The 15,245-nt window shown below is 70.4% G+C and carries 10 protein-coding genes; 2 read left to right on the top strand and 8 right to left on the bottom strand.

Annotated features, from left to right (window positions below; translation table 11 throughout):
- Position 1: 1 nt before the first annotated feature.
- Together gyrA and gyrB are read right to left on the bottom strand one after the other, a co-directional pair.
- Positions 2-3,781, bottom strand: a complete 3,780-nt coding sequence (gene gyrA / locus MicB006_RS00055; protein ID WP_116503005.1) for an intein-containing DNA gyrase subunit A — start codon at positions 3,779-3,781, stop codon at positions 2-4.
- Positions 3,782-3,911: 130 nt separating this feature from the next.
- Positions 3,912-5,858, bottom strand: a complete 1,947-nt coding sequence (gyrB, locus tag MicB006_RS00050; protein ID WP_073831172.1) for a DNA topoisomerase (ATP-hydrolyzing) subunit B — start codon at positions 5,856-5,858, stop codon at positions 3,912-3,914.
- 545 nt (positions 5,859-6,403) lie between these two features.
- On the opposite strand from gyrB, the gene MicB006_RS00045 reads away from it, so the two are divergent.
- Entirely contained in the window at positions 6,404-6,958 is a 555-nt protein-coding gene (locus MicB006_RS00045; RefSeq protein WP_116503003.1) for a hypothetical protein, read from the top strand.
- Here the strand turns inward: MicB006_RS00045 and MicB006_RS00040 are convergent.
- Complete coding sequence (locus tag MicB006_RS00040) at positions 6,943-7,461, bottom strand: MarR family winged helix-turn-helix transcriptional regulator (protein WP_116503001.1); 519 nt, start codon at positions 7,459-7,461, stop codon at positions 6,943-6,945. The two genes, MicB006_RS00045 and MicB006_RS00040, sit on opposite strands and share 16 nt — an antisense overlap.
- Before the next feature lie 83 nt (positions 7,462-7,544).
- Here MicB006_RS00040 and MicB006_RS00035 point away from each other — a divergent pair, with 83 nt between their 5' ends.
- Positions 7,545-7,784: a hypothetical protein gene (locus MicB006_RS00035; protein WP_073831169.1), complete on the top strand. Its 240-nt coding sequence runs from the start codon at positions 7,545-7,547 to the stop codon at positions 7,782-7,784.
- Here the strand turns inward: MicB006_RS00035 and MicB006_RS00030 are convergent.
- From MicB006_RS00030 to dnaA, 5 genes are all read right to left on the bottom strand, one after another.
- The gene (locus MicB006_RS00030) at positions 7,775-8,380 is read right to left on the bottom strand and encodes a DUF721 domain-containing protein (protein ID WP_116502999.1); all 606 of its coding nucleotides are present in this window, start codon (positions 8,378-8,380) and stop codon (positions 7,775-7,777) included. The genes MicB006_RS00035 and MicB006_RS00030 overlap by 10 nt on opposite strands.
- Positions 8,373-9,503 (bottom strand): DNA replication/repair protein RecF, encoded by a 1,131-nt coding sequence (gene recF / locus MicB006_RS00025; RefSeq protein ID WP_116502997.1) that lies wholly within the window; start codon positions 9,501-9,503, stop codon positions 8,373-8,375. Before recF ends, MicB006_RS00030 begins: the two co-directional genes overlap by 8 nt.
- A 16-nt stretch (positions 9,504-9,519) precedes the next feature.
- A complete protein-coding gene (gene gnd, locus MicB006_RS00020) occupies positions 9,520-10,392 on the bottom strand; it encodes a phosphogluconate dehydrogenase (NAD(+)-dependent, decarboxylating) (protein ID WP_116502995.1) in 873 nt (290 codons plus the stop codon).
- Positions 10,393-10,432: 40 nt separating this feature from the next.
- Positions 10,433-11,566, bottom strand: a complete 1,134-nt coding sequence (gene dnaN, locus MicB006_RS00015) for a DNA polymerase III subunit beta (protein ID WP_116502993.1) — start codon at positions 11,564-11,566, stop codon at positions 10,433-10,435.
- 1,479 nt (positions 11,567-13,045) lie between these two features.
- Positions 13,046-14,935 carry a chromosomal replication initiator protein DnaA gene (dnaA, locus tag MicB006_RS00005; protein WP_116502989.1) on the bottom strand — a complete coding sequence of 630 codons (1,890 nt, stop codon included), beginning with the start codon at positions 14,933-14,935 and terminating at the stop codon, positions 13,046-13,048.
- Positions 14,936-15,245 lie beyond the last annotated feature (310 nt).

The following is a 15,245-nucleotide window of genomic DNA, read 5'->3' as shown; positions in this document are numbered from 1 at the left end:
ACTAGTCCTGTTCGTCAGGCTCGTCGGCATTGCGAGCAATCGCCACGATAGTCACGCCGTCCGGGAGGTCCATCAGCTTGACCCCCATTGTGTTCCGGTCACGCGTACGGCGTACAGGCTTCACCGGAGTCCGGATGACGCCGCCGTTGCTCGTGATGGCGAACAGCTCGTCCTCCGGATCGATCACGACCGCGCCGACCAGGCCACCGCGTCGCTCGGTGATCTTCGCGGTCAGCACGCCCTTACCTCCCCGGCCCTGGACCGGGTATTCCTCGATCGGGGTACGTTTCGCGTAACCCCCGTTCGTCGCGACCAGAACGTCCAGACCCTCCCGGACCACCTCGACGGCGAGCAACTCGTCCTCGCCGCTGAAGCGCATGCCGATCACGCCGGAGGTGGCGCGGCCCATCGGACGCAGCGCCTCGTCGGTGGCGTTGAAGCGGATGGCCTGGGCGTTCTTCGACACCAGCAACAGGTCGTCCTCCGGAGCGGCAAGGACCGCACCGACCAGTTCGTCCTCATCGCGCAGGTTGATCGCGATGATGCCGCCGGAACGGTTGGAGTCGAACTCCTCAAGCCGCGTCTTCTTCACCAGGCCGTTCTTCGTGGCCAGTACCAGGTAGGGCGCCACCTGGTAGTTCGGGATTTCAATGATCTGCGCGATCTGCTCGTCGGGCTGGAACGCGAGCAGGTTGGCCACGTGCTGGCCCTTGGCCACCCTACTGGCCTCGGGAAGCTCGTACGCCTTCGCCCGGTAGACCCGGCCCTTGTTCGTGAAGAACAGGATCCAGTCGTGGGTAGAGCATACGAAGAAGTGGCTGACAATGTCGTCCTGGCGGAGCGTCGCCCCGCTGACGCCCTTGCCGCCGCGCCGCTGCGACCGGTAGAGGTCGACCTTGGTCCGCTTCGCGTACCCGGTGCGGGTGATCGTCACGACCACGTCCTCGCGGGCGATGAGGTCCTCCATCGAGACCTCGCCGTCGAACGGGACGATCTTCGTACGCCGGTCGTCGCCCCACTTCGCGACGATCTCGCCCAGCTCCTCCGAGACGATCCGCCGCTGCCGCTCCGGCTTGGCCAGGATGTCCTTGAGGTCGGCGATCTCCAGTTCGAGCTTCGCCAGGTCGTCCAGGATGCGCTGCCGCTCCAGGGCGGCCAGCCGGCGCAGCTGCATGTCCAGGATCGCCGTCGCCTGGACCTCGTCGATCTCCAGCAGCCGGATCAGACCCTGCCGGGCGTCCTCCACAGTGGGCGAACGCCGGATCAGGGCGATGACCTCGTCCAGCGCGTCCAGCGCCTTGGACAGACCGCGCAGGATGTGCGCCCGCTCCTCGGCCTTGCGCAGCCGGAACGCGGTCCGCCGCCGGATCACCTCGATCTGGTGCTCGACGTAGTAGCGGAGGAACTGGGCCAGGTTGAGCGTGCGCGGCACGCCGTCGACGAGCGCCAGCATGTTGGCGCCGAACGTCTCCTGGAGCTGGGTGTGCTTGTAGAGGTTGTTCAGCACCACCTTGGCGACCGCGTCGCGCTTGAGGACGAGCACGATCCGCATGCCGGTACGCCCGGAGGACTCGTCGCGGATGTCGGCGATGCCGGCGAGCTTGCCCTCCTTGATCAGCTCGGCGATGCGCTCGGCGAGGTTGTCCGGGTTGACCTGGTACGGCAGCTCGCTGACCACGAGCGCCGGCCGGCCGCGCTTGTCCTCCTCGACCTCGACCACGGCGCGCATCCGGATCGAGCCACGCCCGGTCCGGTACGCGTCCTGGATGCCCGCCTGGCCGACGATCAGGCCGTGGGTCGGGAAGTCCGGACCCTTGACGATCTCCAGCAGGGCTTCCAGCGTGGTCGCCTCGTCGGTCTCCGGGTTCTCCAGGCACCACTGGACCGCCGCGCCGATCTCCCGCAGGTTGTGCGGCGGGATCTTGGTGGCCATGCCGACCGCGATGCCCTCGGAACCGTTGACGAGCAGGTTCGGGATCCGCGACGGCAGGATGGTGGGCTCCTTGGCCCGGCCGTCGTAGTTGTCCTGCAGGTCGACGGTGTCCTCGTCGATGTCCCGCAGCATCTCCATCGCCAGCGGGTCGAGCTTGCACTCCGTGTTGTGGCTGACGAAGCCGTCGGAGACGAACGAGTGGTCCTCGGTGTCCACCCGGATGCTGTAGACCGGCCGCACACCGGCGTCGGTGATCTCGGTCACCTGGGCGTAGTAGAAGCGCCCGTCGACCAGCGGCTCGACCACGTCGAGGATGCCCGGCTCGGTGATCCGGGCCGCGATCTCGTCGCGGTCCCGCTCCCAGCGCTCGATCCGGTCCACGTTGTGCCGGCGCAGCCAGTCGCGCTCGGTCCAGCGGCTCGCGCCGTGCTCGCGGACGAAGTCGCCGACGAAGGGCACGTGATCGCCGGAGAGCGCGGTGCTGCTCGCCGGGACCTGGGCCAGCTCGGATTCCAGCTTGGCCTGCTTGCGGCCGAGGAAGCCAACGTGGGCGGCGAAGATCCGCGCGTCCCGCCGGTTGGTGACGACAACCTTGATCTCGCCGTTGTCGTACCGGCACTGCCGGCTGACCACGCCGAACTCCAGCAGCAGCTGCTGCACCTCGCGGGCCAGCCGCTCACTGCGGGTCGAGTAGGAGACCTGGATCGTGTGGCGGGGCAGCAGCGACGACGAACCGTCGCCCTCGAACAGCGCCTGGAGGAAGGCCCGCTTGACCGCGGCCGGTCCGCGCCAGACGAACTCCGGCACGAACTTGTCGGCGCTCCGCGCCCCCACCATTTCGCCGAGCACGCTCGCCCGGAGCGCGGTGAGATCCTGTACGTCGAGCTCGTGCAGCGTGCTGCCGGAGGCGACGACCCGCTCGGCGACGTACCGAGGGCCGCCGACCGCGAGGTCGTAGGCGGTGAGGACCCGGACGAAGAACTCCCGGTCCACGTTGTTGAAGCCCGCCCGGTTCTCCGACACCCAGCCCTCGGAGACGAACGCCCCGGCGAGCACGGCCGCCTCGACGTGCTCCAGCATCGGGTAGCCGATCTCGTCCGGCACCGTGCGCTGGAGGACCACCCGGTCGCCCGGGGCGATCTCGGCGAGCAGCTTCCAGAGCAGAGTCGGCACGCCGGCCACGTTCACCAGGCAGAGCACCGGGTGGTTGTGGGTGCCCGTCAGTTCGTACCCCTCGCGGGTGCGCAACCGCAGCGTCGGGTGCTCACCGGAGTGGAAGAACCTGGAGGCGCGGACCAGGTCGCCGTTGCGGTCGCGGACCTTGAGGTCGACGTCGGTCTCGCTGCTCGGCGCGGCGTCCGGCACGATGTCGCCGATCCGGACGGTGCCGTCAACGGTACGAACCCGGACATCTGCCGTGACGCAGTACCTCATGGCGGCAGCCGGATCGTTGCCGGGCGAGCCGAAGTTGCCGTTGCCGTCGACCAGCGGGTAGCGCAGCGACCACGGCTGCGCCATCCGGACCAGCGCGTCGTAGATGGCGGAGTCGCCGTGCGGGTGGAACTGGCCCATCACGTCACCGACGACGCGGGAGCACTTCACGTACCCGCGGTCCGGCCGGTAGCCGGAGTCGAACATGGCGTAGAGGATCTTGCGGTGGACCGGCTTGAGCCCGTCCCGGACGTCCGGCAGGGCCCGCCCGACGATGACGCTCATCGCGTAGTCGAGGTACGAGCGCTGCATCTCGACCTCGAGGCCGACCGGCTCGATCCGGTCGTGCTGGACGACCGCGGCCAGTGTCTCCGGGGTCTCCGGCTCGTTCGGGGTGGACTCGGGAGTATCGGTCACTGTTAACCCTTATCAGACTCTTCAGTCGTGGTCTCGCTGTGGATAACGGCTGTGGAAAGCGTTCAGGCTGTGGATAACTCTGTGGACTCCCGGGCCGGCCGGTGGATCTCCGGCCGGCCCGGCGCGTCCGTCAGATGTCCAGGAACCGCACGTCCTTGGCGTTGCGCTGGATGAACGACCGGCGTGCCTCGACGTCCTCACCCATCAGGACGCTGAACAGCTCGTCCGCGGTTGCGGCGTCGTCGAGCGTGACCCGCCGCAGCGTGCGCGTCCCCGGGTTCATCGTGGTCTCCCACAGCTCGGGGTAGTTCATCTCACCGAGACCCTTGAACCGCTGGATGTCGTCCGGGCGGGCGTTGGGCTTCTTCTGCTGGCGCAGGGCGATCAGCCCGTCGCGCTCCCGGTCCGAGTACGCGTACTGGGCGTCGTCGCCCTTCTTGTTCCACTTGATCTTGTAGAGCGGCGGGGCGGCCAGGTAGACGTGCCCCAGCTCCACGAGCGGCCGCATGAACCGGAACAGCAGCGTGAGCAGCAGCGTCTGGATGTGCTGGCCGTCGACGTCGGCGTCGGCCATCAGCACGATCTTGTGATAGCGCAGCTTCTCGATGTCGAAGTCGTCGTGGATGCCGGTGCCGAGCGCGGTGATCAGCGCCTGCACCTCGTTGTTCTTCAGCACCCGGTCGATGCGGGCCTTCTCCACGTTGAGGATCTTGCCGCGGATCGGCAGGATCGCCTGCGTACGCGGGTCGCGGCCCTGCTTGGCCGAGCCGCCGGCCGAGTCGCCCTCGACGATGAAGACCTCGGACTCGCGCGGGTCGGTGGACTGGCAGTCGGCCAGCTTGCCGGGCATCGAGCCGGACTCCAGCAGCGACTTGCGCCGGGCGAGCTTGCGCGCCTGCTGGGCGGCGATGCGGGCCCGGGCCGCCTGGGAGGCCTTCTGGATGATGATCTTCGCCTCGGCCGGGTTGCGGTCGAACCAGTCGACCAGCGACTCGTTGCAGACGCGCTGCACGAAGCCCTTGACCGGGGTGTTGCCCAGCTTGGTCTTGGTTTGGCCCTCGAACTGCGGGTCGGTGAGCTTGACCGAGATGATCGCGGCCAGGCCCTCGCGGATGTCCTCGCCGGAGAGCCGCTCGTCGCCCTTGAGCAGCTTCTTCTCGGCGCCGTAGCGGTTGACGACGCTCGTCAGCGCGGCCCGGAAGCCCTCCTCGTGGGTGCCGCCCTCGTGGGTGTTGATGTTGTTGGCGAACGTGTAGACCGACTCGCCGTACGACTCGTTCCACTGCATGGCGATCTCGACCGACATGCCCGTCTCCTCGGCGCCGAACTCGACCACCGTCTTGTGGATCGGGTTCTTCGAGGCGTTGAGGTGCCGGACGAAGTCGGCGATGCCGCCGTCGTACCGGAAGGTGACCTCGCGGGTCTTGCCCTCCTCGTCCTCCGGCACCCGCTCGTCGAGCAGGTGGATGGTGAGCCCCCGGGTGAGGAAGGCCATCTCCTGCAGGCGGCGGTAGATCGTCTGGAAGTCGAAGTCGACGGTCTCGAACACGTCGGGGTCGGGCCAGAAGGAGACCGCCGAACCGGTCCGGTCGGTCGTCTCACCCTTCTCCAGCGGGGTCGGCTTGGAGTGGTCGTAGCGCTGCCGCCAGACGAAGCCGTCCTTGTGGATCTCCACGGCCATCCTGGTGGAGAGCGCGTTGACCACGGAGACGCCCACGCCGTGCAGGCCGCCGGAGACCGCGTACGCCTTGCCGTCGAACTTGCCGCCCGCGTGCAGCACGGTCAGGGCGACCTCGACACCCGGCTTCTTCAGCTTGGGGTGCAGGTCGACCGGGAAGCCACGGCCGTTGTCGGTCACCCGGACGCCGCCGTCGGCCAGCAGCACCACGTCGATGGTGTCGCAGTGCCCGGCCAGCGCCTCGTCCACCGCGTTGTCGACGACCTCCCACACCAGGTGGTGCAGACCGCGCTCGCCGGTGGACCCGATGTACATACCGGGCCGCTTCCGGACCGCCTCCAGGCCCTCGAGAACGGTGATGGACTCGGCACCGTACTTCTTGTTGTCCTCCGCTGCCACGCTCGGCCACTTTCTCGCACCGGCCGCGCGTGGGCGCGGGGCGCGGGTTCGGCGGACAGGACGCGACGTCGGCGCGCACGGACCGCCCCTGGGGTCGCCAGGCACGGATCGTGTACGCCGGGCGCCGCGGTTGCCCGCGGATCGCGATCGGCTCGGACCCGAGGCGGGACTATGATCGAGGGCCCGGAGGCCCCTGCCCGTCGCTCCGTCTCGGGTCTTTCGTCTCGCTCCCAATCTTACTGTGCGGAGCCGACCAAACCGCCACTCGGCACCCTCTCCGAGGCGGCTGAGAATGCCGTAGCCGGACGAACCGCGCCTCCCGCGACTCCCCCTACACGCCAACGGGGCACTGCCGCGCCACCGGCCACCGTGAGCCACGACCGTCATCCGACCGGTGATCGGCCGCTGCCCCGACCGGGGGTCGCGGCCGGGCCCGGCGTGCCGTAGCTTTTGCGGCGCTGCCGTTGCGGTCTTGATCTTTTGCGCCCGGAACCGGGACGATCGTCGGAGAAGGCCCGAAAACGCTTGGTGAGAGGTGACGCCCGATGGGGCTGGACAACGTCGCGGTGCACTGGCCGCGGACCGGCCGCTTCTACGACCCGGTCGCGCCGGCCGAGTTCGTGGACTTCGGCGAGATCGTGGACATGCCCCGGATCTCCGCGCCGACCGCCGCGCTCGCCGAGTTGATCGCCAAGACCGGCACGGTACGGGCGACCGCGTACACCGAACTGGTCGACCTGATCCTCGGGCTGGAAAATGTGCTCTACGCCACGGAGAACTCGGCCGAGGACGAGGACCCGGTGATCGACCCGGACGGCTGCTCCTGGATCGCCGAGGGCGTGGAGAAGTTCATCGCCCGGCACCGGCCGTACGGCGAGCCGGTCACGTTCGAGTCGGTCAGCGAGGTGCTGCGCGCGCTGCTGGGCGACGGACGGCTCGCCGAGCAGCAGCTCCGCTGGCTGGACAGCCGGCTGGACCGGCTGCGCGACGAGAGCGGCGACCCGCCGCAGTGGAACTTCACCTGCGCCGAGCTGAGCGTGCTCGCGGCCTTCTACCGGCGCTGCGCGGAGCGCGGCTTCGCGGTCTACGCCGACGCCTGACCGGACGCCGACGCCTGACCGGGCCCTGACGCCTGATCGGGCGCCGCGCCGACAGCGGCGGCCCGGTTGGCCGCTGCGATCACCTCGGTCAGCGCCGTGTGCAGGTGCCGCAGGTCGGCCAGCGGCAGGCCGAGCCGCTGCACGATGGCCGGCGGAATCCGCTCGGCCTGTGCCCGGAGCGCCTGTCCGGCGGCGGTGAGCGTGACGGCCAGGCTGCGCTCGTCGGCGGCGTCCCGTTCCCGCCGCACGTAGCCGGCCGCCTCCAGCCGCTTCAGCAGCGGTGACAGCGTGCCCGGGTCGAGCTGGAGCAGCCGGCTCAGGTCCCGGACCGACAGCGGCGCGTGCTGCCAGAGCGCCAGCATGACCAGGTACTGCGGGTGGGTGAGCCCCATCGGCTCCAGCAGCGGACGGTAGACGGCGACCACGCCGCGGGCGGCGACGGAGAGCGCGAAGCAGACCTGCTGCTCCAACGCCAGGGGGTCCTCCTCGATCGGGTCGCTCACCCTCGTCCTCCTCGTCGTCGTTGCGAGCGTAGCAACGATTGGTGTACCAATTGTTTGTACACCAAGCAGGGAGAGGGCGGCGGATGAGCGACGACGAGCAGGTGGGCGACGCCTCCGGCAAGGGCGGCCGCCTGTTGGGCTGGGTGTTCCGCAACCTCGCCGGCCCCTCCCAGGTCCAGGGCGCGGTGCAGGGCGGCTCCCGGCTGGCCCGCGAGGCGTGGAAGCAGGACCTGGAGCGCCGCAAGCAGTGGAGCCGCGAGCAGCGTGAGCTCAAGCGCGCCCGGCGGGAGGCCCGGCGCTCGGGAGGCGACGGTCAGCCGTAGGTGTCGCGGGGCCCGCGCCCGCGTACCCGCCGGGGGCCGCGCGCCCACGACGGCGCGGCCGGGCCGTGGATGTGCAACTTGCGCACCACGTTGTGGCCGACCTCGCGGGCGATCTGCTTCAACAGCGAGCCCGCCAGCAGGCGCAACTGCGTCGCCCAGGCCGTCGAGCGGGCCTCCACGGTCAGCTCGCCGTCCTCCAGCTTCACCGGGCGGCTGTGCTGGGCGACCTCCGCGCCGACCACCTTCTCCCACGCGCCGAACACCGTCGCCTCGGCCGCCGGCTGCTGCCAGCCCCGCGCCTTGACCAGCTTGTCCAGCACCGCGCCGAGCGGCTGCGGGTCGCGCGGGTCCGGCCCCGGACCGGAGTAGCCGCGCAGCCGCTTCTCGCCGTCGCCGCGTACCGCGCCGCGCCGCCGGGGAGCCGCCGCCTGACGCCGGGCCTTCGCCGCGTCCAGCACCGCCCGGGCCAGTTCCGGCCCGGCCGCGCCATCCGGCACGTTCGCGCCCGGCTCACCGTCCGCGGGCTTTCCCGGGGTACGCGCGTCGCGTCCCGGCCCGAGCCGCGCGGGCGGGAGCTGCACCTCGTCATCAGACACGTCGCACCGTCCCGTCGCCCACCGCGTACCGGGTGCCGCGCAGGGTCGCCGGCACGTCGTCGTCCACCGCGCAGGTGACGAGCAGCTGGTTCGCGCCGCCCACCAGCTCGGCCAGCCGTTCCCGCCGGCCGGTGTCCAGCTCGGCGAAGACGTCGTCGAGCACCAGCACCGGCTCGATCCCGTCGGCGCGCAACAGGTCGTACCCGGCCAGCCGCAGCGCCAGCGCGTAGGACCACGACTCGCCGTGGCTCGCGTACCCCTTGGCGGGCAGCGGGCCGAGCGTCAGCGCCAGGTCGTCGCGGTGCGGGCCGACGAGCGTCGTGCCGCGCTCGATCTCGGCGGCGCGGTTCGCGGTCAGCGCGGCCGCCAACGCCTCCGCCAGCGCCGCCCGGTCGGAACCGGGCTCGGGCAGCTCGACCGAGGGCCGGTACGCGACGCCAGCCGCGCCGCGGCCGGCGGCCACCGCGTCGTACGCCTTCGCGACGTGCGGGGTGAGCGCCGCCACCAGCTCCAGGCGCCCGGCGAGCAGTTCCGCCCCGTGCTGGGCCAGATGCGCGTCCCACACGGCCAACGTCGACAGGTCGCCGCCGCGCGAACCACCGGTCTTGCGAGCCAGGTACGAGGTACGCAGCAGCGCGTTGCGTTGCTTGACCACCCGCTCGTAGTCGGCGCGTACCCCGGCGTAGCGGGGCTGACGGGTGACCAGCAGGTCGTCCAGGTAACGGCGACGTTCCGAGGGGTCGCCGCGGACCAGTTCCAGGTCCTCCGGCGCGAACAGCACCAGGCGCAGCGCGCCGAGGACGTCCCGGGCGCGCCGGGCCGGAGACCGGCCGAGGCGTGCCCGGTTGGCCTTGCCCGGGACGATCTCCAGCTCGACGAGCAGTTCCCGGCCCTCGTGCACCACGGCGCAGCGGATCACCGCAGAGGAGGCGCCCACCCGGACCAGCGGGGCGTCGGTGGCGACCCGGTGCGAGTCCAGGGTCGCCACGTAACCGAGCGCCTCGACCAGGTTCGTCTTGCCGACGCCGTTGGCGCCGACGAGCACGTTCGGACCCGGCTCCAGGTCGACGCCGACGCGCTCGTAGGAGCGGAAGTCGACCAGTTCGAGCCGGCGGACGTACACAGGCTGTGGATACCGGTCAGCGCTTGTGGACGGCGTGGCCGCCGAACTGCTGGCGCAGCGCGGCGACGGCCTTCATGGCGGGCGAGTCGTCCTGCCGGGAGGCGAACCGGGCGAACAGCGACGCGGTGATGACGTTGAGCGGCACGGCGAGCCGTACCGCCTCGTCGACCGTCCAGCGGCCCTCGCCGGTGTCCTCGGTGTAGCCGCTCAGCTCGGCCAGCTCCGGGTCCTCGTCCAGCGCCCGGTCCAGCAGGTCGAGCAGCCAGGACCGGACCACGGTGCCCTCGCGCCACGACTTGAACACGCCGGGGACGTTCGTGACCAGCTCGGAGGCGGTCAGCAGCTCGTAGCCCTCGGCATAGGCGTGCATCAGGCCGTACTCGATGCCGTTGTGCACCATCTTGGCGTAGTGGCCGGCGCCGACCGGGCCGGCGTGCACGAAGCCGAACTCGCCAGCGGGCTTGAGCGCTTCGAAGATCGGCATCAGGCGCTCGACGTGCTCCTGCGCGCCGCCGACCATCAGCCCGTACCCGTTCTGCCGGCCCCAGACGCCGCCGGAGACGCCGACGTCGATGTAGCCGATGCCCTGCTCGTTGAGCCGCTCGGCGCGCGGCGCGTCGTCGCTGAACCGGGAGTTGCCGCCGTCGATGATGATGTCGCCCTCGCCGAGCACCTCGGCGAGCTCGTCGATGGTGGCGTCGGTGACGCCGGCGGGAACCATGACCCACACCGCGCGGGGCGACTGGAGCTTCTCGGCCAGCTGGGTCAGGCTCGCGGCGTCGCTGATGTCCGGGTTGTGGTCGAAGCCGACCACCTCGTGCCCGGCGGCGCGCAGCCGCTCCCGCATGTTGCCGCCCATCCGGCCGAGTCCTACCAGGCCGAGCTGCATCTGCTCCTACCTCCGTACGTCAGGGTCGTGCTGCCTGCGATCAGCGGGACACGCGGATCGGCATGATGAGGTACCGGTACCCCGGGATGACCTCGCCATCCTCGCCGGCCGGGGAAATGACCGCGGGCTTGAACGCGTCGACGAACCGGAGCAGGGCGTGCTGGGCGCCCAGGTTTGCCAGGCCGTCGATGAGGTACTGCGGGTTGAAGCCGATGGTGAGCGGCTCACCGGTGAAGGTGGCCTCCATCGCCTCGCTGGCGCGCGCCTCCTCGGTGCCGCCTGCCTCCACCACGAGGCCGTCGGCGCTGAAGCTGAGCAGGACGGGAGTGGTGCGCTCGGCGACGAGAGCGACCCGCTTGACCACCTCGATGAGCGTGGCGACGGCGATGCGGGCCTCGGCGTTGTGGTCGGCCGGGAACAGCGAGCGCACCGGCGGGTAGTTGGCGCCGTCGAGCAGGCGGCTGGTGGTCCGGCGAGTGCCGCCGGAGAAGCCGATCATGCCCTCGCCGGCGCCGCCGGAGGAGAGCGCCATGGTGACGTGGCCGCCGAGCGGGCCGAGCGCCTTGGCGGTGTCGTGCAGCGTGCGGGCCGGCACCAGCGCGTTGAGGCTGATCTCCGGGTCGTCGGGGTTCCACTCCATCTCGCGCAGCGCGAGGCGGTAGCGGTCGGTCGCCAGCATGGCCAGCGTGCTGCCGGTCAGCTCGATGCGTACACCGGTCATCATCGGCAGCGTCTCGTCGCGGCCGGCGGCAACCGCCACCTGGGCCACGGCGGCGGCGAAGGCGGCGGCGTCCACGGTGCCCGCGCTCTCCGGCATGTCCGGCAGCGTGGGGTAGTCCTCCACCGGCATGGTGGGCAGCGTGAAGCGGGCGCTGCCGCAGACCAGTTCGAGGTGGGCGCCGACGGCGGCGATGTCCACCGGCTTGGCCGGCAGAGCCTTGGTGATTTCGGCGAGCAGCCGGCCGGAGACCAGGGCCGCGCCGTCCGCGTCACCCTGCACCTCGACGGTCACCTGGCTGGAGACCTCGTAGTCGAAGCCGGAGACCTGGAGGTTGCCGTCGGTCACCCGGAGCATCACCCCGGCCAGCACCGGTACGGAGGGCCGGTTGGGCAGGCTCTTGGCGGTCCACGCGACCGCCTCGGCGAGCGCGTCGCGCTCCACTCGGAACTTCATCAATGCCTCCGCGTCGACGTCAGCGACAACTCTCTCATGCCGACCGCTGCCACCCGTCCCGCCCGACCGTGCGGGTACCCATCGCACCTTAGGGCGCGTGGGCATCGGCTGTGCGCCCGACCCCGTGGATCCAGGTGCCGGGGTGACTGCCGACGGCAGCGCTCCGGCCCGATCCACAGGAAGTCCAACGGTGATGATTGGTTTTTGTTGTTTAGAAGAGATAACTCATCGTCTTCATCGCACCTGTGCAAACTGTGGAGAACTCGCGAAGGCGCAGGTCAGACACGTTATCCACCGGTGTTTTTGCTGTGGAGAACCAGGGGTACAACTCGTGTCCCGGTCCACAGCCCTCGCCAGCCGCCGGGTTTTCCACGGCTGTCCACCGGTTGTCCACCGGTAATCCACCGGTTTTCTCCCCAGCGCTGTGGACAGCGCCGACAGCGTCGGACGTCGTCATCCCCAGAACCTTCAACAGCCCGCCCACAGGCGGCCCGTCGTCTGGGGACAACGTGATCGTCATCCCCAGGCGTCCACAGCGTCGTCCCCAGGAGTTGTCCACAGTCTGTGGGTAACCGGCCGGGTGCGGACGGTGTTTGTCCACCGCCTGTGACACAGGGGCTGTGGACAACGGGTACGAGCTGTGGACGAACACAGCACCGATCCTGGGCCCTTCACCGGGTCGAGGGTCAACGAATCGGTGCTGTCGGCTTGCCGTCAGCCTGCCTGTCGTCGTCCTGTGGTCACCTTCATCACGTCGAGAGCGACCCTTCCGCGGCGGCAGCCGCTTCTACCGGACCGCGCTCTACCCGCCGTTGGTGCTGTCGCTGCGCGCCGCCCGACTCCCCGCCCTCGCTCGCGACAGCCGGCTCGCCCTTCCAGGGCTCGCGCCCGCGCCCGCTCGCGTGCCGTGGTACGAGGGTCCGTCGCTGCTGCACCACCTGGAGCGGGTGCACATCGCCCCGCTCCCCGCCCTGCGCGTGTTGACCATGAAGTTGGCGGCAGTTGGCGTCCGGCTTGTCGCCGTTAACCTCATGATCGACGGGAAGTTCGGCGGCGGGAGGTATGAGGGCGGAGGGCGAGAGGGCCGGAGCAGGCGGTGGGGGCCAGGGCGGCTCGGGGGAAGGCCAGGCCATGGCTTCTGAGAGATCTTGGAAGGAGAGGGCCCCTATGAGGGCCTAAAGCTTCCAAGATCTGCGGTGATGTCCGCGTAAACGCTGGGCGAGGTGCTTGGGTTGTTTGACTCCTGCCCGGCAGTAGGACGAAGCGAGGGAGCATCTATGGCAGAAGCCATAACGGATCCACCGCCCAGCGCGCACCGCCCCGTCCCGAGGCCGGCCACATCCGCGCGGCAGCCCGCCTTGTTGACCAAGGGGTTTGCGGCAGGAATGACGTGTCTCCCCGACACAAACTCCTTGATCACCGCCGGGGCCACCGGGGCCGCGGGGGCGGCGGACGGGGAGGGCAGCGCGGGAGCAGGGGTCAGGTGGTCTGCTTGATGCGGTTGGTCAGCTCGGCGATCTGGTTGTAGAGCGAGCGCCGCTCCGCCATCTGCTGGCGGATCTTGCGGTCCGCGTGCATCACGGTGGTGTGGTCCCGGCCGCCGAACGCCTGCCCGATGCGGGGCAGCGACAGGTCGGTCAGCTCACGGCACAGGTACATGGCCACCTGGCGGGCGTTGACGAGCACCCGGGACCGGGAGTGGCCGCGCAGGTCCTCCAGGCTCACCCCGAAGTAGTCGGCGGTGGACACCATGATCTGGTCCGCGGTGATCTCCGGCCCGGCGCCGTCCGGGATGAAGTCCCGCAGCACCTCCTCGGCCAGCGACAGCTCGACCGAGGAGCGGGTGAGGCTGGCGAAGGCAGTGACGCGGATCAGCGCCCCCTCCAGTTCGCGGATCGAGTTCGACACCCGGGACGCGATGAACTCCAGCACGTCCGGCGGCGCGTACAGCCGCTCCTGGGCCGCCTTCTTCTGCAGGATCGCGATCCGCGTCTCCAGGTCCGGCGGCTGGATGTCGGCGAGCAGGCCCCACTCGAAGCGCGTACGCAGCCGGTCCTCGAGCGTCGCGAGCTGCTTCGGCGAGCGGTCCGAGGTGATGACGATCTGCTTGTTGGCGTTGTGCAGCGTGTTGAAGGTGTGGAAGAACTCCTCCTGCGTCCGTTCCCGGTTCTCCAGGAACTGGATGTCGTCGATCAGGAGGATGTCCACGTCCCGGTAGCGGCGCTGGAACGCGCTCGTCTTGTCGTCGCGCAGCGAGTTGATGAAGTCGTTCGTGAATTCCTCGGTCGAGACGTACCGGACCGAGCGGGCGTTGCCGAGCGTCGTCGCGTAGTGCCCGATGGCGTGCAGCAGGTGGGTCTTGCCCAGTCCCGAGCTGCCGTAGATGAACAGCGGGTTGTACGCCTTGGCTGGCGACTCGGCCACCGCCACGCTCGCCGCGTGCGCGAACCGGTTGGACGAGCCGATGACGAACGTCTCGAACATGTACTTCGGGTTGAGCCGGTTGCCGCCGCTCTCCGTACCGCCCGGCAGCCGGCGGTCGGCCTGGCCGCCCGGGCGGTGGTGGTCGGCACCGCCACGGCCGGGGCCACCACGACCGGGGCCGCTGTCAGTGGCGCCGTCGCGGGGCAGGCCGCGCATCGGCGCGGGATCGGCGGGGCCGGGGCTCTCCCGGTAGCGGGGCTCGTACCCCCCGGAGTCAGGGGCGGAGGGCTCGACCCGGCGCTCGTCGAAGGCGCGGCGCTCGGGCGCGGCGCGCAGCGGCTCGGCGAACGCGGCGCTGAAGAGCGTGTCCTGCGCGTCCCGCCCGGACGGGATCAGATGAGGGCGGCCGCCGTCCGCGGTTCGCTGCCGCGGCGCCGGTTCGTCCGCCTGCTGCTCCGTGCGGGGATCCGCGTAGCCGGAGTCGGCGTACCCAGGCTCGGGGTAGCCGGACTCGGCGTACCCGGACTCGGCATAGCCGGGCTCCGGGCGAGGCGACGGGAAGGGCGGGTTGGCAGTGGGCGGGCCGGGCTGGTCGAAGCCGGGCAGCGGGGCCGCGCCGTCGTGCTCGGGGAGCGGTTCCGGGCTGCTGCGGTAGACAGTGCCGGCCGGGCGTGCTCCGGAGTCCTCGGTGACCCGTACGGTGACGGCCACCTGTATCGGCCGTCCGAGCCGGCGGCTCAGCGCCTCGGTGATGGCCGGGCGCAGCCGCGACTCGATCACGTCCCGGGTGAAGGCGTCCGGAACGGAGAGCAACGCGGTGTCCTCGACGATCGCCCGCAGCCGGGTGAGCCGGAGGTACGCCCGTTGCTGCGCGGAGATGATCTCGTCGGCGAGTTCGTCGGTGGTCGCCGTCCACACCGCGGCCAGGTCGGTCGCTCCGGTCACCGTCGTGCCACCCCCTCGCCTGCTCCTCACGCCCGCCCGGACGGCTGACCGGTCGTCATCCACAAGTTATCCACAGCCTGTGTACCGACCGATTGTGACCGCCCACCGGACGCGGGTCGGACCTGCCCCCCTCGATTCGCGGAGGCGCTGAAGCGGGTTCACCGTGCCGAACGATTCAACAGCGTGTCCGGTCTTGCCGATCGGCGACAAACCCCGGACCCCCGACGTCGACCGCAATCGGGCACGCTAACAGCGCGGACCCCACGCCATCAACCGGCGACACCCTGACGACCTTGGCAACATCAGTGAA

The sequence above is a fragment of the Micromonospora sp. B006 genome (assembly GCF_003408515.1).
In the GTDB taxonomy this organism is placed as follows: domain Bacteria; phylum Actinomycetota; class Actinomycetes; order Mycobacteriales; family Micromonosporaceae; genus Micromonospora; species Micromonospora echinospora_A.
The sequence above is the reverse complement of the archived record's forward strand: the minus strand, read 5'-3'. Positions and strand labels throughout refer to the sequence as shown.

Bases quoted from the DNA above. Each gene is read 5' to 3' on its own strand.
- gnd (WP_116502995.1), bottom strand. From the start codon at position 10,392: ATGCAGCTCGGCCTGGTAGGACTCGGCCGGATGGGCGGCAACATGCGG.
- MicB006_RS00035 (WP_073831169.1), top strand. From the start codon at position 7,545: ATGAGCGACGACGAGCAGGTGGGCGACGCCTCCGGCAAGGGCGGCCGC.
- MicB006_RS00045 (WP_116503003.1), top strand. From the start codon at position 6,404: ATGGGGCTGGACAACGTCGCGGTGCACTGGCCGCGGACCGGCCGCTTC.
- dnaN (WP_116502993.1), bottom strand. From the start codon at position 11,566: ATGAAGTTCCGAGTGGAGCGCGACGCGCTCGCCGAGGCGGTCGCGTGG.